The sequence below is a fragment of the Plesiomonas shigelloides genome (assembly GCF_900087055.1).
GTDB classification, from domain to species: domain Bacteria; phylum Pseudomonadota; class Gammaproteobacteria; order Enterobacterales; family CAMTGL01; genus Plesiomonas; species Plesiomonas shigelloides.
Genome location: NZ_LT575468.1, coordinates 748,899 through 774,012, shown reverse-complemented (window position 1 = coordinate 774,012; position 25,114 = coordinate 748,899). Strand labels below are relative to the sequence as shown.

Here is a 25,114-nt window from a genome sequence, read left to right as displayed (position 1 = left end):
AGCGGCCAAATGGCAGGTTGTCGCCCCTACCCACAGAGAACCGTGCGCAGGGGCGAATATCATGCATGAAGGTCAGTACAGTGCTTAGGCTCGCTGGCGATCATCGCGTTTATGACTATCCGGTTGGCCATTCTCGCGGCGGATCCGCAACTGCACTTGATGGGTTTTACCATCATCTTGCAATTGAATGCCCTCTTGGGGATTGTCGATACCATCGACCGTCATGCCCGTTGCGCTGTGATTATCGACCTGCTCCACCTCGATATGATATTCGGCGCTATGGTAACGATAGCGGATCGAAAAGCGATTCCACTCTTCGGGTAAGCAAGGTTCAATCAGTAAGCGCGTGCCACTGCGTTTGATCCCCAGCAATGACTCGCTCATGAGGCGGTACATCCAACCGGCCGAGCCGGTGTACCACGTCCAGCCACCACGGCCGGTATGCGGCGCTACCGCGTAAATATCAGCCGCCGCCACATACGGCTCGACTTTATACTGTGCCACTTGCGCTAAGCTCTTGCCGTGATTAAGCGGATTGAGCATGCGCGTAAGCTCCCACGCCCGCTCTTTATCGCCCAACGCGGCAAATGCCATGGCTGACCAAACCGCGGCATGGGTGTACTGCCCACCGTTTTCCCGCACGCCGGGCACATAACCCCGGATATAGCCGGGGTTTGGCTCGGCGCGATCAAAGGGTGGGTCAAGCAGCTGAATAATGTTTTCCGGCCGTTTTACCAGATGACGGTTTAACGCATGCATGGCTAAGCGGCTGCGCTCCAAAGCTCCCGCCCCCGATAGAACCGACCAACTTTGCGCGATGGCATCAATCCGGCACTCACTGTTAATCGCCGCCCCCAGCATGCTGCCGTTATCAAAATAGGCACGTCGATACCACTGACCATCCCAGCCATGTTGCTCCAGATTTTGTTGTAGCGGCTCAGCATATTGATGGCACATCTCAGCGATGGCGGTATCGCCGCAGCGCTCGGCCAATTCAGCAAAGCGCTGCAGTACGTCATACAGGAAAAAGCCGAGCCAAACACTCTCCCCGCGCCCGTGGATCCCAACCTGATCCATACCATCATTCCAGTCTCCCGAGCCCATCAGCGGTAACCCATGTTCACCAAAGCGCAGCCCGTGCATCAAGGCGCGCACCGCATGCTGATACAAGGTTTCACTCTGCCCTGAGGCGTGCATGGCATCGTAGTATGACTCTTCCCCTTCTTTGAGCTCGCGCCCTGCCAGATAACTAACCGACTCACGCAAGATGCTCAAATCACTGGTGCTATTCACGTAATGACACAGCACATACGGCAACCACAGATAATCATCCGAGCAGCGGGTACGCACGCCTTGTCCGAGCGGAGGATGCCACCAGTGCTGTACATCACCTTCGATAAACTGCCGTGCAGCCGCGGTCAGTAAGTGTTGGCGCAATAAGCTCGGAGCAGCATGCACCAATGCCATGCAATCTTGCAGCTGATCGCGAAAACCAAAGGCGCCGCCCGACTGATAATAGCCACTGCGCGCTTCCACGCGACAAGCTAAGGTCTGGTATAGCAGCCAGCCATTAAGCAGTACATCCAGCTCAGGCTCTGGGGTGCTGACCTGAACTGCGCCCAATGTGTTACGCCAAAACGCATGCACGGCCGCCAAAGCGCGATCGGCCTGCGCCACCATCCCACCATCATCACTGCGCCCATGCAACTGTTGCAATAACGCCAGTGCGCGGGTTTCATCCTCTTCAGCGCCCAACACAAACACCAGCTCACGGGCTTCGCCACTGAGCAGATGGACATTCACCTGCAGCGCCGCGCAAGGATCGCAACTGGCCGGATTGATGCCCGGCAGTCGCTCAGGTGCCTGTTCGACGGCCAGCCAAAGCGGCGCGCTTTCCTGACCGAGCGGCCCTAAGAACTGCTGGCGGTCATTACAGACACTGCGCTCGTGCATGCTGACATCAAAAAAGAGTGTTCGCGGATCGCCCGCGTGGTTGTATGTGTTGCGCGCCAACAACGCACGACTGCCCGCATCTTGCCAGCTAACCACGTGCAAGGCGGTTTTCTGTTTCAAATCACCGGCAATCCATTCGACATAGCCAGTGATTTGCAGATGACGGCGAACCGCAGAGCGATTCACCAGCCGCAGTTGCCAGAATTTCACCGGCCGTTCGCGATCGACAAACACCTGCAGACTGCTTTCAATGCCGCCTTGTTGATGCTCGAATACGCTATAGCCAAAGCCATGTCGCGTGCGGTATTCCCCCTCTCCCGTGCACGGTTGCGGCGTCGGCGACCAAAGTTCTCCCCGTTCCATATCACGGATATACAGCGCCTCCCCGCTCCGATCGGTCACCGGATCGTTATGCCACGGCGTCAGGCGATATTCATGCGCATTTTGATACCAGGTGTACGCTTGCCCACTTTCACTGATCACCGAGCCAAAATGAGGGTTCGCCAAGATATTGCTCCACGGCACCGGAGTTTTGCGTTGTCGATCTAGCAATAAAATGTACTCATGCCCATCGCGGCTAAAACCGCCTAAGCCGTTAAAAAACTGCAACTCTTGCTGCGAATAGGTGATGTCAGGCTCTGAAGACGCATCCTGCGGAGCGACGCGGTTAGCGCGTCGCGTCATCGACAACGCTGCCACCGAGGTGATCGACACCGAAGTGAGTGGCGTCACACTGGCCGCGCCCAGCGTAGCGGATGCTCCAATGCCAGAGATAGATGCTGAGCTTCGCGTATCACTTGCCAATTGCTCGGCTAATGAGCCGTGGCGCTCATCCAAAATCACCACTGCCACCGCCTGCAGCAAAGTTTGCTCCTCCGCCGTCAGATTTTGCATCGCACGCAGATAGACGCCGCCAGCGCGATCCACATACTCTGAGGCGCCGGTCGCATTCAGCAGTCCACCGAGGGAAGTTTGCAGCTCTTGGCGATAGCCTGAATGCTCTTGGTTGGCGATCACCAAATCGAAGATAAAACCTTTATGCCTGAGATAGGCATGCGCTTGCAGCAACTGGCGCACCAAACTCTCGCCATCGGCACTTTGTACCTGCACCAGCAAGATTGGATGATCGCCAGAGATCGCCTGCGGCCACAGATCCGATTGCCCGCGCCGGTTAACCTGCAAAATAGCCGGTTCAGCGCGCAGACGGGCGTCGGGGTACAAAATACGCCCTGCCAACTGGTTAAACAGCGCCGCATCCTGATCGTTGATATTAAGTTGATGTAAAAAGACCTGACTGTGCGTCCACGCTAAATGCTCGACCCGATCGGCCAAATGCGGATCGCGGTATTTATGCGCCAACAGCAAACAACTTTCGCGCTCTGGTGCGACCCCCAGTAGCAAATCTGCGGTAGCGGTGGATTGCGGTGCCAACGTGATACGACGGCGGATCGCCACTATCGGATCGAGCACCGCACCATGACTGTTGGTTAACGGTTGCTCTAATGCCTGCGGATTGGCCGCGCTACGCCCACGGCCAATGAACTTCATGCGGTCAGTTTCATAGCTGATAGCTTCGCTCTCGGCGCCTTGCACATTCAACTGATGGAACAACCACGGATTGCGCTCATGCGCCGTGCGTGCTCGGCGATGGCACAGCAAGGTCTGCAATCCAGCCACAATTTCCGTCTGCATAAAAAGATTGCTGAACGCGGGGTGCAGCTCATCGGTGATCAGCGGCGCCAGTACCACTTCGGCATAAGTGGTAAGCTCCAGTGTCAGTGGATGGTAGCTGTCATTGGTCAGTCGAATACGGCGCAGCTCCACATCATCTTCTGGAGAAACCACGATTTCGGTTTGTACCGACACCTGCGTCAAGCACTGGCTAAACTCAGCGCGCGACTCAGAAAATATCACCCGATATTCCGCTTCCGCCAGCTCCGGTCGTCGGCCAAATGGCTGGCATGTCACGCTATCCGTACGTGCGCTGTTTACCTCGCGCAGATAACAGAACAACCCATAGCGCTCGGTGGTGGCATCAGTGCGCCAGCGCGTCAACGCCAGCTGATGCCAACGGCTGTAGCCAGCCCCACTTTGGCTAAGCAGCACATGATAACGGGAGTTAGACAGCAACTGGATTTGCGGCTGCGTCAGATCGGCAACGCCAAATTGGCGGCGCACATCCCCCAGATCTGGGCGCTCTTCCCACACCGGTTCAAATTTCTGCCGCTGCACGTAAACGCTAATGACTTTCGGCATCCGCTCTTGCAGCAACAATTGGGTCGCTTTGAACAACGGCTCCGCACTGAAGCGCTGTGGCATGCGTGCCCCCAATAAAGCATGGGACAACGCCAAGAATCCCATACCTTGGTGATGCGCCATATAAGAGCGGATCAGGGCGTGAGTCTCGCCCCGATTCAGGCGCGACGGCGTAAAATCCAGCGCCTCATAAAAACCAAAACCACCGCGCGCGCCCATACCTTGCAGGCGCTGCAAATTGTGCAGCGCCGCTTGCGGCTCCAGCATCAATGCCATCATAGTGGCGTACGGCGCCACCACGCGGTCTTCCGCTAAGCCGCGCTTGAGCCCTAATCCGGGCACGCCAAACGCACGATATTGATAGTTAAACTGCGCATCGGTACGGTTATAACCAGACTCCGAAACGCCCCACGGCAAACCGGTTTGTCGGCCATAATGCATCTGTTGTAGCACAGCATGGTGGCAGGTGGTGCTGATGAGGGTATCTTGGTATGACGGCATCACCAATTGCGGCATCAGGTACTCAAACATCGAGCCGCTCCATGATGCCAGCACCGCGCGCCCATCTAACACTGTCAGCAAACGGCCCAAATTAAACCAGCTCTTCAAAGGAATTTGCCGCCGCGCAACCGCCAGAAAATAGCTCAGCCGCGCTTCTGATTGCAGCAAATCGTAGTGGCCAAGGTCAAACTGGTGCGAGTCTAGGTTATAGCCAACACGCAGTAACTGGCGCGCCGGATCGAACAGAAACTCAAAGTCCATATCTGCTAACGCTTCCAAGCGCTGGGCGAGCAATGCGATATCCGCCTGCTGCTGTTGCTGCACCGCGCTGCCCCCTTCTAGCTCGCTCACCAGCAACCCTGTTTGTTGCACTAACGCCTGCGACCAGCGCCGAGCCGCAGTACTGGTGTAGGTATCTTGAATATACAAATTGAGCTCAGCGGCCAGCTGCTGCACGCGGGTAAAGTAGGCCAGCGGCGATTGTTCCAACTCCGCGCCATTACAGCTCAACACTTCTTGCAAGCGATCGGTTAATGCCTCGGCCACCGGTGAGGCGCGCTCACCTAACGCCTGAATCAGAAGCTGCAAGGTATCCATCAATCCCTGCTGCCAACTGAGCCAATTAGGCGGAACTTCGCGTAGCGCCAATAACCCGCGGCGCAAAATCAGCAAATGACCGGCCAGATTGCCGCTGTCGACCGTTGAGATATAGCGAGGATAGAGCGGGCGCAGAGTCTGGGTGTCATACCAATTGTAAAAATGGCCTCGATAACGTCCTAATTGCTCAAGGGTATCTAACGTCTGGCGCGTGCGCGCCAGCAGTTCGCCTCGCGGGATATACCCAAAATCATACGCCGTCAGGTTGGCCAGTAACGACAACCCGATATTGGTCGGTGACGTGCGATGCGCCACCACCGGATCGGGTACTTCCTGATAATTATCCGGCGGCAAAAAGTGGTCATCTGCACTGACAAAGGTTTCAAAAAAGCCCCAGGTCTCGCGGCTGAGCTGGCGTAAATAGCGCTGCTGCTCACGAGATAAATTCGCCGGCGTGATCTGTACCGGCTGGCTTAGCCTTGCCATCAACCACGGCGTCAGTAACCAACCGGCGGCAATGGCCAACGCTAACCCAAGATTCGCCGACATGCTGAGTGCCACTAACGGCACCAGTAGCAATGCCAGCGTCCATGACAGCCACATCTGGCGATAAAAATCTGCCGCTAAGCGGGGCGCCTGTTGCTGCTGCGCCTCGGATGTTGTCCACTCCAGCATGCGCCGGTGACTGGCAAACATCCGCCATAATGCGGTGCTGGCCGCGCTGAGATGAAACAGCGTTTCAAAAGGAAGCAACAACAGTTGCAATCCTTGCTGACGAATGCGGCGCAACGCCTTAACAACGCTCAAACGGCTGTACTGCCACCACGAGACCTCTTTGGCCACCAGAGCTACATCTAACACCAGCGCCAGCAGCGCCGGTGATAGCCAAAGCAGCCCGACTATCCACAGCACACTTACTGGCGTCGTCAGCAATAATCCCCCCACCAGCAACATCAACGTGGCTAACGGCGTTAGGCTGCGGCGCAAGTTATCCAACAGTTTCCAGCGCGATAACGCCGATAACGTGTTGTCTTCCCAACTGCCGCCTAATGTCCGCACGCGCCGGCGCAGCCAAGGTAATAACTGCCAATCACCGCGCACCCAACGCCGGCGGCGAGCCACATCGGCTAAATAGTTATCCGGAGATTGTTCAAAGAGCGCAACATCACTGACCAAGCCCGAGCGCGCATAGCACCCTTCCAACAAATCATGACTGAGCACCTGATTCTCCGGCCAGCGCCCACGCAGCACTCGCTCGAAGACCGCCAGATCATAAATGCCTTTCCCGATGAACGAGCCTTCGCCAAACAGATCCTGATACACATCCGATACCGTGCGGGTATAAGGGTCAAGACCGCACTCGGTCGCGCACACGCGCAAATAAGCATTGAGCCCTTGCTCAGGGATTTGCTCGGCGATGCGCGGCTGTAAAATGCCATAACCGGCCACCACTCGCTGACAAATCGGATCGTAAACCGCCTGATTCAGTGGATGCGCCAAGGTGCCGATCAACTGGGTGGCACTACCGGGCGGCAGCTGGGTGTCGAGATCCAAGGTGATCACATAGCGAATATTACTCAGTACCGCGCGCCGACCTGCAATCACATCAAAGGCATCCGGATCTTGGCCGAGCAAAAAGGCATTCAGCGCCGCCAGTTTGCCGCGTTTGCGCTCATAGCCCATCCAGCAGCCTTCGCGCTCATTCCAGCGCCGCTCGCGGTGGAATAAGAAGAAGATACTGCCGCGACTGTCACCATTAATGCGTTGATTCAGGGCTTGGATATGTTGACGAACATGGTTCAACAGCCCTTCATCTTCCGGCAACGTGGGCTGCGGTGCATCGGTAAAATCGGTCAGCAACGCAAAGTGCAAATAAGGATCGGGATTGGCCAGATAACGCACTTCCAGTGCCGCCACCGCTGCATCAATTTGCGCCGGTGAGCGCAATAACATCGGCACCACCACCAACGAGCGATACTCCGGCGGTAAGCCATGAGAGAAATCCATTTTCGGCAGATGAGACGGCGTCACGGTGCGCGTCAGCAATTCATTGACCCACTGCACCGCCAGCTGACTGAATGCCAAAAACGCGCAAACCAGCAATAACCCGCAGCTGACCATAGCGAAGGGGCTGCTACCGGCAACCGCCGCGAAAAACGCAGGCATATCGCTAGCATGAGGCGTCAACATACTGAAGGCCAATACGCCCACCGCCAACAACGCAAATCCAGAAACGGCCAGCAAATATGCTGGCAGTGCATGACGATGTAAAAACTGCTGGCTGCGTCGCGTCAATGAACTGCGGATCCCCAACTCACGGGTTAGCTGCGTCTGACCGTCACCAATCAGGTAATAACCAACATGTAAACGCCGGTCCTGACTGTGATAACGCTCTCCGGCTTGCTGCGCTAACTCGACGCAGCGCCTTGCTACCACCGGCTCACTCACACGGGCACGGCGTGCCAAGCGCTCCAATTGATGGCGATAACGATCGCGCGTGGCAAAGTCCATGCGCGCGTACACCGCCGCCGGATCACTGCGCAAAATCTGCTCGCTGACGCTCATGGTTTCGACAAACTCCGGCCAGTTCATCTGCTCCAGTGCACGTAAGCTGTTGATGCTGTTACTGACCGACAACTGACTAACCGCCTGCGACTGCGCATGCTGCTGCAACGCGCTATCGAGCGTCATCCCTTGTTCCCGCAAACGCAGCGCCAACCAATCGGTCACCACCGACAAGCCAGGATCTTTGCCCTGTAAGCGACGCGTCAGCTCAGCCACAAAGCTGGCAGACAAGCACACCGGTGTCTGCGCCAACTCCGCCAACGCTTGGATCAACGCATCCGGTGACTGACGACTCACCTGCACCAACCGTTCGGCCCATGTCATCGCCAGCGCGGTGGTGTGTAATTCATCAGTCAGATGGCGAGCTATCCGGCGCAAATTTTCAATCAACGCCAGCCGCAACATGATGGGCAACGCCCATAACTCGCCCAAATTCAGATCCGATTGCTGCTGATAAGCACCAACAAAACGGCTGAAACTGTCTGCATCCCAATGACCATCGCCGTGCGCGATGGCTTCCAGCGCAATATCATAAACTCGTGGAATACCGTGCTGTGCGGGGTTATTCAGGCGCGGCAAACCGCGACCATACTCTTTCGGCAGATTTTGCCGAATCAGGTAAATTTGCTCTTCAATCAGATAATAGTTATCCAGCAGCCATTCCCCTGCGGGAGTGAGCTTTTGCTGCGAGGTAGATACTTGCAGCAGCTGACAGCAACGGATCAGGATCTGCTCATTTTCTGCCAAACGCGGCAATAAGCGCTCAGGGCAACGGCCTCGGCTGAGCTTGTGCGAGCGCGCCAGTACTCGGCCATGACGCTCCATTTGGCCAGCCGTAAATAATTCGGCCCGTAATGGCGCTTCCGCCTGTATACCGGCCACCTCCGGATGCTGCCAGCGCAGTTTGCGCCGTATCGCTGAAAAAAGGCTCATATTCACCGTCATCTCCCCTGTTCAGACGGAGACCGCACAACTCCGAAACCGTAAGGCGCACTATGCCTGCACGCGCATAAGCGCGACAGGTCATTGGTAAGCATAGAACACAAATGCTTAATACGATGACCGCATGAGTATTAAGCCTCATGACAAATTGGCAGAACGAAAGCCGAAGGCATGCAAAGCCACAGCAAAGGGATAAGAGGCAAGGAATAAGGGATAAGAGCAAAGCAAAAAAGAAAAGCAGAGCAGAGCGGCCCTGCGGATAGACATAGCGCTGATTTACTTAGCCGCAAGCAATCCTAGCTAAAACCCTAGCTAAAACTTCAGCCAAACACATAAAAACAACAGGGAGCCGGACGGCTCCCTGCTTATTGCCGGATAACACGCATTCGTGCTTAGGCATTGTTTTTCCACTCTCGGTTTACATCACGCCTACACGGATACGGCCTCGACCGACTTTACACGAACAGACTAGACGTAAACGTTTGCGTGGAAAAACCAAAGAAAATCAGGCCAGTTCAATACCCAGACGCTGCGCCACTTCTTCGTACGCTTCAATCACCCCGCCCAGACCTTGACGGAAACGGTCTTTGTCGAGTTTCTTCAGCGTATCTTTATCCCACAGACGGCAACCGTCCGGCGAGAACTCATCGCCCAGCACGATCTCCCCGTGGAACAGACCGAACTCCAGCTTGTAATCCACCAGAATCAGACCAGCATCGGCAAACAGCGCTTGCAGTACGGCATTGATCTTGAAGCTCAGCTCTTTCATCCGATCCAGTTGTTCATCGGTCACCCAGCCAAAAGAGCGGCAGTGGTACTCGTTGACCATCGGATCATGCAGGGCATCGTTTTTCAGGAACATTTCGAAGGTTGGCGGATTGAGCTCCATCCCTTCTTGTACACCCAGACGACGCACTAAAGAGCCGGCGGCACGGTTACGGATCACACACTCAACCGGTACCATATCCAGTTTTTTCACCAAGGCCTCAGTATCCGACAGCAGGGCTTCCATCTGCGTTGGAATACCGGCTTCGGCCAGTTTGGTCATGATGAAATAGTTAAATTTATTATTCACCATCCCTTTGCGATCCAGCTGCTCAATCCGCTGACCGTCAAAGGCTGAGGTATCATTACGGAACTCCAGCACCAGAAAATCCGGATTCTCTGTGCTGTACACCGTTTTAGCCTTACCACGATACAGCTCAGCTCGCTTCTGCATTTTTCTACTCCATGATTGAGGGGTGTATAAATAAGAAAAGGGGCCGAAGGCCCCTTTGATCCATTACTGGTTTACAGCTTGGCTGTCGAATACCGCCTGCACCGCTGGCAGCAAGGCTTCGAAGCTGCTGTCGGACAACGGCTTACCGTCTGCATCCGTCAGCGCCAAACTGGTACGGTTCCCCAGATCCCCGACTTGCAGCTTGTATTCACTGCGCGACAGTTGTGGATCTTTGGCCGACAGCGCACTCCAGCCGCTGTCTCCGATATTCTTGTAGCTCAAGGTCATTTGACCTTGTGGACGATTACGCTCTTCGACCGTAAAGCCCAGCTTGCTCAGCGTGGCTGGCAAACGCGCCCACACCACATCATAACCGGCACGCACGATATACACCGGCAAACCGGTATTATCCTGACCGGCCTGAACGTTCAGTACCGCGCCTTGCTGCGCCAAACGAGCGGCTTCTTGAGCACGGCTTTGCGCATCCATGGTGCTCATCAGTTTGTTGAGCAACATCGCGTTATAACGCTGGATCTCGGTGCTTTCGGTGACGCTCTGGCCTTGGCTGTCTTGCAGCTCGGTCAGGCGGCTTTGCAGCACAGTGTTGTAACCTTGGCTTTGTACCTGCAGCTGATAACGGGCGCGCATGTTCTGCACTTCATCGCTTTGGGTCCAATTCACCCAATCGGTGGTCAGCGTCATGTCAGCAGCTGATTGGCTGGCGATGGTCACTTTTTCTTGCTGCAGAGCACTTAACAGATTGCCCCACAAGGTTTGCGCTGGATATAAGCGCCCTTCCATGATCACTTGTGACAGATTGCCTTCCGATTGCGTACGGGAGCCGTTTAACAGCGGCATCACTTGCTGCGGAGGACGCACATCCACCTGCTTGCCCACAGGGCCTTGTCCAGCAGATGGGATCGCATAATCATTGGACGCCAGCGGCGCACTGACGCCGGCCGGCCATACCATGGCCGTTTGCGCCGGAGTATTCAGGTAACTGTCGTTACCGTTGACTTCGCGCTTGAAGCGACCGCCATCAGATGAACAGGCCGTCAGCGCCATCACCAGCGATAACCCTAACACGCTCTTTACGGACAGCGTGTTTTTCAGCACCGCAGTGCCTTTCAACGAGTGAGACATTCCTACTCCCAACAATTAGAGCAAACCAGCTGCAAGCAACGCTTTCTCGACACGGGGTTTAGCCGTCTCGCTCAGCGGTAACAAAGGTAGACGCAGCATGTCGTGGCTGATAAGACCCAGACGATGGCACGCCCACTTCACCGGAATCGGGTTTGATTCGGCAAATAAATCCACATGCAGCGGCATCAGTGTTGCGTTAATTTCTTCTGCAGCTTGCCACTCACCAGCCAGTGCCAAACGGCACATCCGGCTCATCGCTTCAGCTGCTACGTTTGCGGTGACCGAAATCACTCCGCGTCCGCCTTGCTGCATAAAGTCCAGCGCAGACGCATCATCGCCGCTTAACAGGGTAAACTCTGGCCCTGTTAACGCATGAATTTTTTGTACTCGGCTAATATCGCCAGTGGCCTCTTTCAGTGCCACGATATTAGGCACTTGCGCCAAACGGCCCACCGTTTCCGGCAGCAGATCGCAACCCGTACGGCCCGGCACATTATAAAGAATTTGCGGTAAATCGGTATGCGCGGCAATCGCCGAATAATGACGGAACAAGCCTTCTTGGGTCGGCTTATTGTAATAAGGCGTTACGCTCAGGCAACCCACCACGCCGGTATCGTTGAACATTTTGGTCAACGTGATAGCCTCGGCAGTGGCATTGGCACCGGTACCGGCAATCACAGGGATGCGGCCATCTGCGAACTCAAGGGTTTTCAGGACAACCTTGATGTGTTCTTCCACACTGAGCGTTGCCGACTCACCGGTGGTCCCCATGGCAACGATGGCATCAGTCCCACCGGCTACATGATACTCCACCAATTTTTTCAGGCTTGCATAATCAACTTCTCCGGCCTGATCCATCGGCGTAACTAGCGCAACAATGCTTCCTGAAAACATCTGATTATCTCCCTTGAATTTTGACTAATCATGGTACTTTTTACCGGACGATAAATGCAAGCTACACAATGCAGATACGGCTCAGTTTTGCTCACCGGAAACAAAATATTTTGTGCTACCATGCAAGCATCCATGCTTTCGGAGATATCAGGGTGCAACAGCCGCAAGCTCATTATCTGGTTCTGACCGCGGTCGGAACAAACCGTCCGGGGATCGTTAACACCATCACCCGTCACGTCAGCAGTTGCGATTGCAACATCGAAGACAGCCGTTTAGCCCTGCTCGGGGGCGAGTTCACCTTCATCATGTTGCTGTCCGGCAGTTGGAATGCCATCGCCCGCATCGAATCCACTTTGCCGGTTACCGCCGCCGAATTAAACCTGATGATCGTCATGAAGCGCACGGTGTGCGAGCCCAAAGCGCCGTACCCGGCGATGGTCTGGGTGCAGGTGGATGTGGATGACTCCCCGCACATCATCGAAAAATTTACCGACTTTTTTGCCTCGCGCAATTTGGATATTGCCGAGCTGGCCTCGAAGACCTTAGCACGGCCCGGACAAGTTCCCTTGCTCAGCATTCAGATTGCAGCCCACTGCCAAAACTGTGCGCTGGAGCAACATTCAGTGATTGATGATTTCCACGCTTTGTGTCAGAAATTGGGCGCACAGGGCAATATCAATGTTGCGGTTCACAGCCAGCCTGAGCAGCCGTAACCGGATACTGCCATAACAATGACCAGAATCTGAACACGCAAGGACTTACCGCTTATGCAAACGCTAAAGGCCGGAGATAAAGCTCCGCAATTTACGCTGCTCGATCAAGACGGCGAAGAGATCAGTCTGAGCGACTATCTGGGCAGCAAAGTGCTGGTCTATTTTTACCCGAAAGCCATGACGCCGGGTTGTACCGTACAGGCCTGTGGCTTACGGGATAGCCAGCCTGATCTGAAACAGTTTGGCGTCGATGTCCTGGGGATCAGCACCGATAAACCAGAGAAACTGTCGCGCTTTGCCGAAAAAGAGATGCTTAACTTCACCCTACTGTCTGACGAAAACCATCAGGTGGCCGAACAGTTCGGCGTCTGGGGTGAGAAGAAGTTCATGGGCAAAGTGTACGATGGTATCCATCGCATCAGCTTCCTGATTGATGAGCAAGGCACCGTGCAGCACGTCTTTGATAGCTTTAAGACCAAAGACCACCACGAAGTAGTGCTCAACTACCTGCGTAGCCTGTAAGCGCCGCGCTTAACAGCGCACGCCAACAAACACCAGACAGCAAAAAGGACGGGTTACCCCGTCCTTTTTATTTATTGGCTCTTCGCGTTTTGCTCTTCGCTTTGCCATTAAAGCGGCAAACAACTCACGCCGTTTCCATCGGTGGCTCTTCCGGCGCTGGCCAAACATTGATCACCGCCTTGACTAAGGTCGCCAGTGGGATGGCAAAAAAGACGCCCCAGAATCCCCACAGCCCACCAAAAACCAGCACCGACACAATAATCACCAACGGATGCAAATTCACCGCTTCCGAGAACAATACCGGCACCAGCAAGTTACCATCCAGCGCCTGAATAATCAGGTAGGCAGTGAGCAGATACCAGAACTCCGGCGAAATGCCCCACTGAAACAGCGCCACCAGCGCGACCGGAATGGTCACCAACGCCGCCCCGATATACGGGATCAACACCGACAGCCCCACTAATACCGCCAACAACAGCGGATAGTTCAGGCCAAAGGCGATAAACGTCAGGTACGAGGTCACCCCAACCACCAAAATTTCAATCACCTTACCGCGAATGTAGTTGGTGATTTGCTGGTTCATCTCCAGCCACACTTTACCGACCAGATGGCGATTTTTCGGCAGCACTCGCGATACGGCGCGAAACATCTGCTGTTTATCCTTGAGCAGGAAAAATACCATCAGCGGTACCAGCACCAGATACACCGCCAGTGCGACCAAGCTCACCAGTGACGCCAAAGATAACTTGAGCACCGATTCGCCCATGGCCAGAAACTTATCGCGCAAACTCGAGGTTAAGGTATCGAGCATGCTGTAATCGATATAATCTGGGTAATGCTCTGGCAAGGACGCGACAAAATTGTGGAATTGATTGAGCATGGTCGGAATATCACGTGCCAAATTGGCACACTGCTGCCAGAGGCTTGGCACCAACACCAGCACCGACAGCAACATCAAACCAACAAACGCCGACATCACCAGCACCACACTCAGCGTACGCGGCATCCCGTAATGGCTCAGACGGCCGACCGGCCACTCCAACAGGTACGCCAGCACAATCGCAGCCAGCAGCGGAGTGATCAAACTACTGAAAAAATAAAGGGTTCCGGCACCAATCAACAGCAGCAATGCCAGACTGACCGCCTGCGGATCGGAAAAGCGCTGGCGGTACCAGCGCAACAACATCGCCAACATTAACTTACAACTCCTTGGCTATCAGAAGGCCGACGGCTCAATTGCACCCGCCAGCGTGATAACGCCTGTTCATGCTCATGGGATACACACCATCCCTGCGCCAGTGCCAGACGGAGCAAATCATGCAACTCCGCCGAACCGGAAAGATAAAAAACCACCATTGCGGCATCAGGATACATGCGTAACGTTTTTTTCGCCTGCAATAACAGTTGCGGACAGCGTAACGCACTCAAATCAATTTGAATCATTTCCATAACATCTTGGCACCGGTGTAAGATGTCTGTCTATTGTAAAGGAGTGTCCCTGCGGGCAGAAGAACTTCTCCTGCAAAGCAGGGTCGAAGTTTACTTACGGCGTCGTTAGATTAAGGATAATACAGAGATCCATGGCATATCGATTTTCGCACTCTGCGATTGCCGGCTTGCTGACCGGCATTTTGCTTACCAGCAGCCTGCCCGTTCAAGCAGCGCTGGATTTACGTTTGCCGGAAAGCAGTCCGGATGCTGCGCTCGACCGCGATTTGCCGGATATCGGCACTGCTGGCGGCAGCGTACTCAGTATTAATCAGGAAAAAGAGCTAGGGGATTTTTACCTGCGCCAAATGCGCGGTAAAGCGCCGTTGATCTCCGATCCGCTGCTCGATGCCTATATCGCCGGTCTAGGCCAACGTCTGGTGCGGCATGCCGATTCGGTGCAAACACCGTTTAATTTCCTGCTGATCCGCAACAATAATCTCAACGCCTTCGCCTTTTTTGGCGGCAACGTCGTGCTGCACTCCGGCTTGATCCTGACCGCCGATAACGAAAGCGAACTGGCCTCGGTCATTGCGCACGAAATCTCACACGTTACCCAGCGCCATCTGGCGCGTGCGATGGAAGAGCAACAGCGCTCCGCACCGCTCACTTGGGCGGCAACCATCGGCTCGATATTGCTGACCATGGCAAACCCACAAATGGGGATGGCGGCGCTCAGCAGTACCTTGGCCGGTACGCAGCAAAATATGATTTCGTTTACCCAAAGCAACGAACAAGAAGCGGATCGGATTGGGATCGCCTTGCTGTCGCGCGCGGGCTTCGATCCGCAAGGTTCACCGTCATTTTTGGAAAAGCTCGCCGCGCAGTATCGTTACGCTTCTAAGCCACCCGAAATTTTGCTGACGCACCCGTTACCAGAAAGCCGTTTAGCCGAAGCGCAAACTCGCGCTAATCGCCTGCCACAACGCCATCCAAGCGGTTCACTGGAGTTCCAGCTAGCCAAAATCCGTCTGCTTGGGATGTACGGCAGCGGTGAAAATACGCTGTCTAGCGCCACACTGAATCAGATGAGCGCGCAAGGTAATGCGTTAGAAAAACAAGCGGCGCAGTACGGTAAAGCCTTGTTGGCTTATCAAAACCGCCAGTACGCGCAAGCACGCACCGAGTTACAACCGTTACTGACGCAGAGCCCGAAAAATCAGTGGTATATCGATCTGATGACCGACATTGATATCGGCCAGAATCGTGGTGCCGATGCGGTACGCCGCTTGCAACAGGCGCTGCAAAGCCAGCCCGATAGCCGCGTCTTACAGCTCAACTTGGCCAACGCCTATTACAAAGCCGGTCAGTCCCAAGAAGCGATCAAGCGCTTGGAGCGCTATACCTTCGCCAATCCAAATGATCTCAATGGTTGGGGACTGTCAGCCGAAGTGTATGCCGCGCTTGGTCAACGTGATGCCGAATTGGCCGCCCGCGCCGAAAACAGCGCACTGCAAGGCAATTTCGATGAAGCGATCACCTTGCTGACTAACGCTAGCCAGCTGGTGAAGGTCAATAGCCTCAAGCAAGCGCGCTATGATGCGCGCATTGATCAGCTGCGCCAGCTACAAAATCGCTACAGTAAATTTAAATCCTAAGATAACAACAAAAATCGCGCTCGCCATAATAACGAAAAAGGAAACATCGCTAATCATGCTGACCATTTATCACAACCCACGCTGCTCAAAAAGCCGAGAAACCTTAAGCCTGCTCGAAGAGCGTGGTCTGCAACCGGATGTGGTGCTGTACCTGCAAACACCACCTGATAAAGCCACCTTACAAGCGCTGATCCAACAGCTCGGCCTTGCCTCGGCACGTGACTTAATGCGACACAAAGAGAGCGCATATCTCGAGTTGGGTTTAGATAATCCGGCGCTGAGCGAAGATCAATTGCTGGATGCTATGCTGGCTCACCCACGGTTAATCGAGCGGCCAATTGTGGTCAATAACGGCCAAGCGCGTATTGGCCGTCCGCCGCAACAGGTTCTGGATATCCTCTGATGTCGGCGGTATTGGTACTGTATTACTCACGCCATGGAGCCACCCGCCGTCTGGCACAGCAGATTGCGCGCGGCGTCCAAGCCGAAGGTCTGCCCGTTTGGCTGCGCACCGTGCCCGAGTGGGGAGAAAGTACCTCCCATGCCGCCGAACATCCCGATGACGATCCGCGCGTTAGTGCGCATGAGCTCGAACACTGCATGGGGCTCGCCTTAGGCAGCCCCAGCTATTTTGGCCAAATGGCCGCACCCATGAAGCACTTTTGGGATAGCACCAGTGCCGACTGGCTCAAAGGCAGTCTGATCGACAAACCGGCCTGTGTGTTTACCTCATCATCCAGCCAACACGGCGGACAAGAGGCCACCTTACTGGGGTTGATGTTACCGCTGCTGCACCACGGTATGCTGGTGCTCGGCCTGCCCTACAGTGAACCGGCGCTGCATCAAACCCAGCAAGGCGGCGCGCCTTATGGTGCGGGGCATACCGGACATCAACCAGGTCTGAGCCCTCATGAGCAGCAACTGGCGCGCATTCAAGGGCAGCGACTGGCGCAGGTATGCAAAAAACTGCGTGACAATGCCCCGCCAGCACGCTGATACTGCCGCAAAGCGTGCTTTGGCAAATGGACAGACAATTAACAGGATGTTGATGATGGCACAGACCCCGATAACCCCTTCCGCAAGCTATCCACCACCCGGCACTTATACCCATACCTTGTGGCAAGGTACTCGTCTATTTTGGCTCGGGTTACTGTTATGGCAGGTGGTTTGGCATTTATGGCTTTCACCGCATCCGCACCTACCGGCATGGGCCGTCACGCTAGGCTGGTGTGCGCCGTTACTGTTCCCTTTACGTGGACTGTTTCAAGGGCGGCCGTATACCCATGCGTGGGCTAATTTCGTCCTGATGCTCTATTTTTTACATGCCTTAACGATCATCACCATTGATGAGGGTGAGCGCTGGCTGGGCATTGTCGAGCTGATCCTAACAAGCGGTAGCTTTACCTTAAATCTGCTGTACGCACGTAAACGTGGTCAAGAATTGGGGCTAAAACTGCGCAAACTAAAAGCGGAATAAAATCCCAAAACGACAACACGCGCCTCAGGTATCGCGCGCAATTAGCCTAGATAGCCACGATAGCCCTTAATAGAAAGAAAGATAACAAGATAAATAGATAGGCAGGCAAGTAGATAAAAAGCGAGAAAACCCAACTCAGAGCGAGAGGATCTCTTTCACAAACGGGATGGTCAGCTTACGCTGCGCCGCTATCGAGGCGTGATCGAGTTTATCTAAGGTATCAAACAAGGTCCGCATATCGCGGCTCAAACGCTTGAGCAGAAAGCGGCCAACATCTTCTGGCATCTCAAAGCCACGCAAACGCGCCCGCGCTTGCAGCGCCTGCAGCTTATCTTCATCCGCCAGTGGATAGAGTTTGTAGATCTGTCCCCAATCCAGACGCGATGCCAGATCCGGTAAGGTCAGGTTGAGTTGACGCGGTGCCTGATCACCGGCGATCAGCAAACGCGTGCGCCCCTGCTCACGGATCCGGTTATACAGGTCAAAAATCGCCAATTCCCACTCGGGATCGCCCGCGATCAGCTCGATATTATCGATACAAACCAGCGCCAGATGCTCCATGCCTTCTAGCACATCGGGACCAAAATACTCGCGTTTATCCAGCGGTACATAACCTACCGCCAGATTATGAGCAGACAGTTCGGCACACGCAGCGTGTAGCAGATGACTACGTCCCGCGCCTTTACGCGCCCAGAAGTAGAGATATCCGCCACTATCGCCCTGAATCAGGGATTGGATCGCCTCCAGCAATTGCTGGTTTTTACCCGGATAAAAACTGGAAAAGGTTTCATCGTCAGGAAGGTTGATCGGTAGCGACAGCTGAGCCGGTGTATTCAGATCCACTCAAGTCCACTCATTAATATAACTGCCGCTAAGTCTATCATGTTCAGGGCCATGTTAGAACTCACCTGGGGATCGGTTACGATCCCCATTGATATTTTAGCACTTTTCCCTGCGCCGCATTGCCCGCATCCATTTTCAGCGAACCGGCCGCCGCCAACTCTTTTTCCAAATCAGCGCGCGTTCCTTTCATCACCATGTGATATTCCACTTCGCTACCGGCCAGACCAATCATCTGTACATCCGTCGCCGCCGTCAGTGCTTTCAGGCGTTTACTGAGCTGCGTTAACTGATCAGGCGAGGTTATTCCTGCCACCACCAAGGCGTATTGATTATCAGCCAGCGGCGTAGAGGGGTAACTCATTTGCGGTGAAATCGCGGAGGCCGGCGGCGGCGTGGTACCGCTACGCATCACCGTGCCGGCATAGCCGCTCACACTGCTGGCATCCGGCAGCGCCGATTGTGCCTGCATATCTTGCTGCACCAGCTGCGCGGTAGGTAAAACGCCATCGGCCGATGCACTACCCGCCACGCTATTAGCTGCGGCACTGGCTGCCGCTGTCGCAGTCGCCGGTACATTCGCGGGTACCATTCCGCCAGCCACAGATGTCTCTTGTGGGCCAGTAATGGGCACCGCGGTTGTTGGGACAGCAGTTGTGGCGGCGGTCGCTGAGGCCGCGCCCATGGCAATAGGTGCCACAGCGGCAGTCGCAGCAGAATCGACAGCCGGTGCAGAGTTAGCCACAGGCTCTGAGCCAGCGTTAATCGCACCGACCGCAGCAGTGCTAGCAGGAGCAATGTTCGCCGAAGCGGCACCCGCCACGGCAGTAGCCGGTGTAGCCGCATCGCGCGCTTTTTTCGCGTAGTAATCGGCGACCTGCTCTAGCATCTCACCAACGGTCTGATCTGGCGCGCCCGGTAAGGTATATTCTTGCGATTGTGGCAGTGAAGTTTGCAGCTTATCTGGCGCGGCATCATACAGATGCCAGGTCAGGCTATCATTGTTCAGTGACGCCACCAGTACCGCATCCGGCTGGTAACGCAAACTGGCGGCGGCAATTGGGTTAATAAAGTTGCCGTACACATCGCTGGCCGACACCGCCATGTTATCTTCCAGATCGCCTAAAGGCAGCAGCAGTGGGATCCCGCGCTCCATGGCGACTTGACGCAGTTGTTCACGAGCAGCGGAATACTCTTGATCGAGCATGATGCGCCGCTCGCCTGCGCTGTTATTACCGCGGTTATCCACCAACCACAGCATGATGGCCGGACGATCATGGTTCCACACCGGTAAGCCTAAGGTTTGTGCCAAATGCTGCACAGCGGCTGGATCAAAGCTGACATCGGCGGTCTTTTCGCCGTTTTCATTGCGCGTTTGTGTTTGGGCAATATAACGACCAGCTTGTTGCTGAGCGCTTTGTAGCGCCGGAGAGGCCGGTAATTCACGCAGACCACTGTAGCGGATCAACATATCATCCAGCGCTTCGCTACGCTGAGCATCGGTCAGTTGGGCGCCACTTGCCGGCAAGCGCACCAGATAAAAATCATTCACCTCTGCCGCTTGCACGCCGCCCGCCAGTAGCAGGAAAGTCCATGCCACGATGGGTTTAATCCGCATACCTTGTTCCCCTTGGAGTTCTCGATTTCGGGTCTAACTACTCTAACTACGGGTATCAATGCCCGTATGACTGCCGCTTTTGACCGGTACATTGCCGCAAAAGTGCCGTAACCGCAAAAAATAAAACGCCGCACAAAGGCGGCGTCTGAAGCTGCTCGCAAAAATCTGTCATAGAAATCACACCGGAGCTGCTCGTGTCTACCACATGGCCTGCACTACATGGCCAGTAGCACGTAACAACAACCTGCAAGGTGATGTTCTATTTATAAAATCCCTGCGTCAGTGCTGGTTTAACTTATGTTGGCACTGATGATTGAGTACCGATTATTTAGTACCGAAGATCTTATCGCCCGCATCACCCAGACCCGGGATAATGTAGCCTTTTTCGTTCAGGCACTTATCCACGGACGCGCAATACAGCTCGATATCCGGATGCGCTTTTTCCAGCGCCGCGATCCCTTCTGGCGCTGCCACCAGCACCAGCACTTTAATGCTGCTGCAACCGGCTTTTTTCAGCAGGTCGATAGTCGCAATCATCGAGCCACCGGTAGCCAGCATTGGGTCAACCACCAGCGCCATACGCTCTTCGATGTTAGAGACCAGCTTCTGGAAGTAAGGTACCGGCTCCAGAGTCTCTTCATCACGGTACACGCCCACAACGCTGATGCGCGCGCTTGGCACGTGCTCCAGCACACCGTCCATCATGCCCAGACCGGCACGCAGGATCGGTACTACGGTAATTTTTTTACCCTTAATTTGCTCAACTTCGACTTTACCGCACCAGCCATCAATGGTAACCTTCTCGGTTTCCAGATCTGCGGTAGCTTCGTAGGTCAGCAAACTGCCCACTTCGGATGCCAGTTCACGGAAACGCTTGGTGCTGATATCAGCCTCACGCATCAGACCCAGTTTGTGCTTCACCAGAGGATGTTTGACCTCAACAACCTTCATAAACCTTCTCCTACACCAGCCCGAAATAAAATCGACAGATTATATACTGGAATTCACCCATTCCGGTAGACCTTCGCGTGCGTTTGCTCACAAGTTAATCGATTGCGCTTTACCACTACCCTTTTTTCACCCGCTACGCGCAACACCTCGCAAACGTTTGCCTTCGCTGCTAGAATGACGCCGCCGAGTTTAAACCCTGGACTAAACCGCGAGGAATCCCCGTGAGCAACAAGACCTCTTTGAGCTACAAAGATGCTGGTGTAGATATTGATGCAGGTAATGCGCTGGTCGACCGTATTAAAGGCGTCGTCGGCCGTACCCGCCGTCCGGAAGTGATGGGCGGGCTGGGTGGTTTTGGTGCGCTGTGTGCGTTACCGCAAAAATACCGTGAGCCGGTTCTGGTCTCAGGTACCGATGGTGTAGGTACCAAACTGCGTCTGGCGATGGATCTTAAGCGTCACGATACGATCGGTATCGATCTGGTGGCGATGTGCGTCAACGACCTGATCGTTCAGGGGGCCGAGCCTCTGTTTTTCCTCGACTATTACGCCACCGGCAAGCTGGATGTCGATACCGCAGCCGCCGTGATCACAGGGATTGCCAAAGGCTGTGAAGAGTCTGGGTGTTCGCTGGTCGGCGGTGAAACCGCTGAGATGCCGGGGATGTACCACGGTGATGATTATGACGTGGCCGGTTTTTGCGTAGGCGTGGTCGAAAAATCCGAAATCATTGACGGCAGCAAAGTACAAGCGGGCGATGCCTTGATTGCCCTCGCCTCCAGCGGCCCACACTCCAACGGTTATTCCCTGATCCGTAAAATTTTGGAAGTCAGCGGCCAAGACCCAGAGACTACCGAGCTTGAAGGTCAATCTCTGGCCGATCACCTGCTGGCACCCACCAAGCTGTATGTGCGCTCGGTACTGGAGCTGATTGCCAACAGTGAAATCCACGCCATTGCACACTTAACCGGTGGCGGTTTCTGGGAAAATATCCCGCGCGTGCTGCCAGAAAATACCCAAGCCATTATCGATGAAAGCAGCTGGCAATGGCCGGCCATCTTCCATTGGCTGCAAACGCAAGGGAATGTATCGACACATGAAATGTACCGCACCTTTAACTGCGGCGTGGGCATGATCATTGCGCTGCCACAGGCGCACGTAGAGTCGGCATTGAAAATTCTCACCGCAGCAGGTGAAAAAGCGTGGCAAATCGGTATGATCGGAGCATCGACTCCTAACGAACAACAAGTGGTCATCCGTTAATGTCTTCGTCATCTCAAAATATCGTGGTATTAGCTTCAGGCAACGGCTCCAATCTGCAAGCGATTATGGATGCTTGTGCGGCTGGACAAATTCCGGGTCAGGTTGCAGCAGTGATCTGCGATCGCAGCGATGCTTTCGCCCTGGAGCGTGCGCAGGCAGCCGGCATTCCAACGGCAGTACTGCGTCAGCGTGACTTCGCCGACCGCGCAGCTTTCGATGCTGCGCTGGCCGAACAGGTTGACCATTACCAGCCTGCGGTGGTGATTTTAGCCGGTTTCATGCGCGTGCTGAGCGATGCCTTCGTGCAGCGTTTTAGCGGTAAGCTGCTGAACATCCACCCATCCCTGCTGCCAAAATACCCAGGGTTAAATACCCACCAGCGGGCGATTGATGCCGGTGATACCGTGCACGGAGCCAGCATTCACTTCGTGACCGAGCAGCTCGATGGCGGCCCGATCATTTTGCAAGCGCAAGTGCCGATTTTTGATGATGACACCGCCGCCGATGTGGCCCAGCGCGTGCAAGAGCAAGAGCACCGCAGCTATCCATTGGTGATCAAATGGTTCTTGGAAGGCCGTCTGCAATACCAAAATCAGCAAGCGCTGATGGATGGTGAGCCACTGCCAGCCCAAGGCTATGCGGCAGAGTAACTCGGTTCATTACACCGATTACTGACTACAATGAGCACCAGAAAACCCGCTACGGCGGGTTTTTTATTGGCGCGCGGAGCCTGAACACCAACCGGCATTCACCACTTATCAGATCAATTTGTCAGCGATGGCCCATTTCTGCCTAATCGCATGCGCTACACTGCCACTAGGCAGAGTGAAGTTGTCGCCGTATTCCCCCATTTCCGAATTCAAGGAGTGCGTATGGCTAAGGACAAATTGAGTAAAGCCGTCTACGAGCGCGAATTGCTGGCGCTGCAAACAGAGCTGGTCAGCATGCAAGAGTGGGTCAAAGCCCAAAAGCTCAAAGTGGTGGTGGTGTTTGAAGGACGTGATGGCGCGGGCAAAGGCAGCACCATCAAAGCGATTACCGATAAGCTCAATCCGCGCGTGTGCCGGATTGTGGCGCTGGATAAACCCACAGAGCGTGAACGCAGCCAATGGTACTTCCAGCGTTATGTCGCCCAGTTACCGGCCGGTGGCGAAATCGTGCTGTTTGACCGCAGCTGGTATAACCGCGCAGGCGTTGAACGGGTGATGGGCTTTTGCAGCGATGCCGAATACGAAGAGTTTCTGCGTACCTGCCCCGAATTTGAGCGCATGCTGCAACGGGCAGGGATCATCTTGATTAAATACTGGTTCTCAGTGTCCGATGAAGAGCAGGAAAAACGCTTTTTAGAGCGCATCAATACGCCGCATAAGCGCTGGAAATTCAGCCCGATGGACTTAGAATCGCGCACCCGCTGGGCCGAATACTCGCAGGCCAAAGATCAGATGTTTGAGTTCACCGACACCAAAAACGCCCCTTGGTGGGTGGTGCCCTCAGATGATAAACGCAGTGCACGCTTAAACTGTATTCGACATCTGCTCTCGCAAGTGCCGTATGAAAAAATTACCTACGCGCCGGTGGAGTTACCGCCACTGAATAAAAATGGCTATCTGCGTATCCCGTATGAAAGCCAAACGTTGGTGCCTGATTTTTACGGCACTATGAATGGCGAACCGGAACTGCCAGACACTCATGGCAAGTAGGCTAGGCAAGTAAACCATACATCGTCTGTACATAACCTACGCGCTCCAACAACAACGCCGCCGTACCCGTTTATCCTATCGTGAAATAGGTCAGCCGGAGACGGCAGCGTTGACGTTATGGCTGATGCCACGCTGCCACGCACGCGCAGACATAGTTGTTACTGCAGCATCTGCTCCAGATCATCACCGTTTAAGTGACGCACATCTTTTCCTTTCACGAAGTAGAAAATGTACTCACAGATGTTCTGGCACCGATCGCCAATCCGCTCGATGGCGCGCGCGCACCACATGGCGGTCAGCACGTTAGGAATCGAGCGCGGATCTTCCATCATGTACGTCATCAGCTGACGGATAATCCCTTCATACTCTTTATCCACCTTGCGATCTTCACGGTAGACACGAATGGCCGCATCAACATCCATGCGAGCAAAGGCATCCAGCACGTCGTGCAGCATCTGAACGGTGTGGCTACCGAGCGACTCCAGACTCACCAGCAGTGGCTGATGCTGATTGGTGAAGTTCTCCAGCGCGGTCTTGGCAATCCGCTCGGCAACGTCGCCAATGCGCTCCAGCTCGGCGATGGTTTTAATAATCGCCATCACCAAACGTAAATCACTGGCTGTCGGCTGACGCTTAGCGATGATGCGCACACAGGCTTCATCAATGGACACTTCCATCATGTTGACCTTGGCATCATCTTGGATCACGCGCCGCGCCAGATTCTCATCACGATCGTGCATCGCACGGATAGCATCGGTCAGTTGTTGCTCCACCAGACCGCCCATGCTCATCACTTGGGTGCGGATGGTTTCCAGTTCGGTATTGAACTGGCCGGAAATGTGTTTATTTAATTGCATATTGTCCATATCAGCACC

19 protein-coding genes are annotated in these 25,114 nt (G+C 54.6%); 9 read left to right on the top strand and 10 right to left on the bottom strand.

All coding sequences use genetic code 11. The annotated features are described in order from the left end of the window. Positions 1–84: 84 nt before the first annotated feature. The 4 genes from NCTC9997_RS03400 to dapA all read right to left on the bottom strand — a co-directional run bounded on the left by NCTC9997_RS03400 (position 85) and on the right by dapA (position 12,070). A complete protein-coding gene (locus NCTC9997_RS03400) occupies positions 85–8,805 on the bottom strand; it encodes a glycoside hydrolase family 94 protein (RefSeq protein WP_082935581.1) in 8,721 nt (2,906 codons plus the stop codon). Between the two features lie 514 nt (positions 8,806–9,319). Beyond that, a complete protein-coding gene (purC, locus tag NCTC9997_RS03395; protein ID WP_010862350.1) occupies positions 9,320–10,033 on the bottom strand; it encodes a phosphoribosylaminoimidazolesuccinocarboxamide synthase in 714 nt (237 codons plus the stop codon). Between the two features lie 63 nt (positions 10,034–10,096). Further along, a complete protein-coding gene (gene bamC / locus NCTC9997_RS03390) occupies positions 10,097–11,176 on the bottom strand; it encodes an outer membrane protein assembly factor BamC (protein ID WP_064977312.1) in 1,080 nt (359 codons plus the stop codon). Between the two features lie 15 nt (positions 11,177–11,191). After that, positions 11,192–12,070 carry a 4-hydroxy-tetrahydrodipicolinate synthase gene (gene dapA, locus NCTC9997_RS03385; protein WP_010862352.1) on the bottom strand — a complete coding sequence of 293 codons (879 nt, stop codon included), beginning with the start codon at positions 12,068–12,070 and terminating at the stop codon, positions 11,192–11,194. Positions 12,071–12,222: 152 nt separating this feature from the next. Here dapA and NCTC9997_RS03380 point away from each other — a divergent pair, with 152 nt between their 5' ends. After that, positions 12,223–12,783 (top strand): glycine cleavage system transcriptional repressor, encoded by a 561-nt coding sequence (locus tag NCTC9997_RS03380; protein ID WP_010862353.1) that lies wholly within the window; start codon positions 12,223–12,225, stop codon positions 12,781–12,783. A 54-nt stretch (positions 12,784–12,837) separates the two neighbouring features. After that, a complete protein-coding gene (bcp, locus tag NCTC9997_RS03375) occupies positions 12,838–13,305 on the top strand; it encodes a thioredoxin-dependent thiol peroxidase (protein WP_010862354.1) in 468 nt (155 codons plus the stop codon). A gap of 124 nt (positions 13,306–13,429) precedes the next feature. Here bcp and NCTC9997_RS03370 read toward each other — a convergent pair whose 3' ends face one another. Then, positions 13,430–14,500, bottom strand: a complete 1,071-nt coding sequence (locus NCTC9997_RS03370; RefSeq protein WP_064977311.1) for an AI-2E family transporter — start codon at positions 14,498–14,500, stop codon at positions 13,430–13,432. Next, complete coding sequence (locus NCTC9997_RS03365) at positions 14,500–14,754, bottom strand: sulfurtransferase TusA family protein (protein ID WP_064977310.1); 255 nt, start codon at positions 14,752–14,754, stop codon at positions 14,500–14,502. Before NCTC9997_RS03365 ends, NCTC9997_RS03370 begins: the two co-directional genes overlap by 1 nt. A 131-nt stretch (positions 14,755–14,885) precedes the next feature. Between NCTC9997_RS03365 and bepA the strand changes: the two genes are divergently transcribed. The 4 genes from bepA to NCTC9997_RS03345 are packed head-to-tail and all read left to right on the top strand — an operon-like array spanning position 14,886 to position 17,868. Then, on the top strand, positions 14,886–16,391 hold the full coding sequence (gene bepA, locus NCTC9997_RS03360; RefSeq protein WP_010862357.1) for a beta-barrel assembly-enhancing protease: 1,506 nt from the start codon (positions 14,886–14,888) through the stop codon (positions 16,389–16,391). 55 nt (positions 16,392–16,446) lie between these two features. Continuing rightward, complete coding sequence (gene arsC / locus NCTC9997_RS03355; RefSeq protein ID WP_064977309.1) at positions 16,447–16,794, top strand: arsenate reductase (glutaredoxin); 348 nt, start codon at positions 16,447–16,449, stop codon at positions 16,792–16,794. Further along, entirely contained in the window at positions 16,794–17,387 is a 594-nt protein-coding gene (gene wrbA, locus NCTC9997_RS03350) for an NAD(P)H:quinone oxidoreductase (RefSeq protein WP_064977308.1), read from the top strand. Before arsC ends, wrbA begins: the two co-directional genes overlap by 1 nt. A gap of 52 nt (positions 17,388–17,439) precedes the next feature. Further along, entirely contained in the window at positions 17,440–17,868 is a 429-nt protein-coding gene (locus tag NCTC9997_RS03345; protein ID WP_230405850.1) for a DUF2069 domain-containing protein, read from the top strand. A gap of 135 nt (positions 17,869–18,003) precedes the next feature. On the opposite strand, the gene hda is transcribed toward NCTC9997_RS03345, so the two are convergent. The 3 genes from hda to upp all read right to left on the bottom strand — a co-directional run bounded on the left by hda (position 18,004) and on the right by upp (position 21,277). Beyond that, positions 18,004–18,705, bottom strand: a complete 702-nt coding sequence (gene hda, locus NCTC9997_RS03340) for a DnaA inactivator Hda (RefSeq protein WP_215791181.1) — start codon at positions 18,703–18,705, stop codon at positions 18,004–18,006. A gap of 82 nt (positions 18,706–18,787) precedes the next feature. Further along, positions 18,788–20,326 carry a DUF2066 domain-containing protein gene (locus tag NCTC9997_RS03335; protein WP_064977307.1) on the bottom strand — a complete coding sequence of 513 codons (1,539 nt, stop codon included), beginning with the start codon at positions 20,324–20,326 and terminating at the stop codon, positions 18,788–18,790. Positions 20,327–20,650: 324 nt separating this feature from the next. Further along, on the bottom strand, positions 20,651–21,277 hold the full coding sequence (gene upp, locus NCTC9997_RS03330; RefSeq protein WP_039044642.1) for a uracil phosphoribosyltransferase: 627 nt from the start codon (positions 21,275–21,277) through the stop codon (positions 20,651–20,653). 221 nt (positions 21,278–21,498) lie between these two features. On the opposite strand from upp, the gene purM reads away from it, so the two are divergent. The 3 genes from purM (at position 21,499) to ppk2 (ending at position 24,239) form a co-directional block, all read left to right on the top strand. Beyond that, positions 21,499–22,539 carry a phosphoribosylformylglycinamidine cyclo-ligase gene (gene purM, locus NCTC9997_RS03325; RefSeq protein ID WP_064977306.1) on the top strand — a complete coding sequence of 347 codons (1,041 nt, stop codon included), beginning with the start codon at positions 21,499–21,501 and terminating at the stop codon, positions 22,537–22,539. Then, positions 22,539–23,189 carry a phosphoribosylglycinamide formyltransferase gene (gene purN, locus NCTC9997_RS03320; protein ID WP_010862366.1) on the top strand — a complete coding sequence of 217 codons (651 nt, stop codon included), beginning with the start codon at positions 22,539–22,541 and terminating at the stop codon, positions 23,187–23,189. The genes purM and purN overlap by 1 nt, the downstream gene beginning before the upstream one ends. Positions 23,190–23,411: 222 nt before the next feature. Further along, positions 23,412–24,239, top strand: coding sequence for a polyphosphate kinase 2 (ppk2, locus tag NCTC9997_RS03315; protein WP_052241784.1), 828 nt, complete (start codon positions 23,412–23,414; stop codon positions 24,237–24,239). Between the two features lie 158 nt (positions 24,240–24,397). Here the strand turns inward: ppk2 and phoU are convergent, their stop codons facing one another. Continuing rightward, positions 24,398–25,105: a phosphate signaling complex protein PhoU gene (gene phoU, locus NCTC9997_RS03310; protein ID WP_010862368.1), complete on the bottom strand. Its 708-nt coding sequence runs from the start codon at positions 25,103–25,105 to the stop codon at positions 24,398–24,400. Positions 25,106–25,114: the final 9 nt, after the last annotated feature.

Coding starts and splice junctions, on each gene's coding strand:
- NCTC9997_RS03400 (WP_082935581.1), bottom strand. CDS start 8,805: ATGAGCCTTTTTTCAGCGATACGGCGCAAACTGCGCTGGCAGCATCCG.
- purC (WP_010862350.1), bottom strand. CDS start 10,033: ATGCAGAAGCGAGCTGAGCTGTATCGTGGTAAGGCTAAAACGGTGTAC.
- bamC (WP_064977312.1), bottom strand. CDS start 11,176: ATGTCTCACTCGTTGAAAGGCACTGCGGTGCTGAAAAACACGCTGTCC.
- dapA (WP_010862352.1), bottom strand. CDS start 12,070: ATGTTTTCAGGAAGCATTGTTGCGCTAGTTACGCCGATGGATCAGGCC.
- bcp (WP_010862354.1), top strand. CDS start 12,838: ATGCAAACGCTAAAGGCCGGAGATAAAGCTCCGCAATTTACGCTGCTC.
- NCTC9997_RS03370 (WP_064977311.1), bottom strand. CDS start 14,500: ATGTTGGCGATGTTGTTGCGCTGGTACCGCCAGCGCTTTTCCGATCCG.
- NCTC9997_RS03365 (WP_064977310.1), bottom strand. CDS start 14,754: ATGGAAATGATTCAAATTGATTTGAGTGCGTTACGCTGTCCGCAACTG.
- bepA (WP_010862357.1), top strand. CDS start 14,886: ATGGCATATCGATTTTCGCACTCTGCGATTGCCGGCTTGCTGACCGGC.
- arsC (WP_064977309.1), top strand. CDS start 16,447: ATGCTGACCATTTATCACAACCCACGCTGCTCAAAAAGCCGAGAAACC.
- wrbA (WP_064977308.1), top strand. CDS start 16,794: ATGTCGGCGGTATTGGTACTGTATTACTCACGCCATGGAGCCACCCGC.
- NCTC9997_RS03345 (WP_230405850.1), top strand. CDS start 17,440: ATGATGGCACAGACCCCGATAACCCCTTCCGCAAGCTATCCACCACCC.
- NCTC9997_RS03335 (WP_064977307.1), bottom strand. CDS start 20,326: ATGCGGATTAAACCCATCGTGGCATGGACTTTCCTGCTACTGGCGGGC.
- upp (WP_039044642.1), bottom strand. CDS start 21,277: ATGAAGGTTGTTGAGGTCAAACATCCTCTGGTGAAGCACAAACTGGGT.
- purN (WP_010862366.1), top strand. CDS start 22,539: ATGTCTTCGTCATCTCAAAATATCGTGGTATTAGCTTCAGGCAACGGC.
- ppk2 (WP_052241784.1), top strand. CDS start 23,412: ATGGCTAAGGACAAATTGAGTAAAGCCGTCTACGAGCGCGAATTGCTG.
- phoU (WP_010862368.1), bottom strand. CDS start 25,105: ATGGACAATATGCAATTAAATAAACACATTTCCGGCCAGTTCAATACC.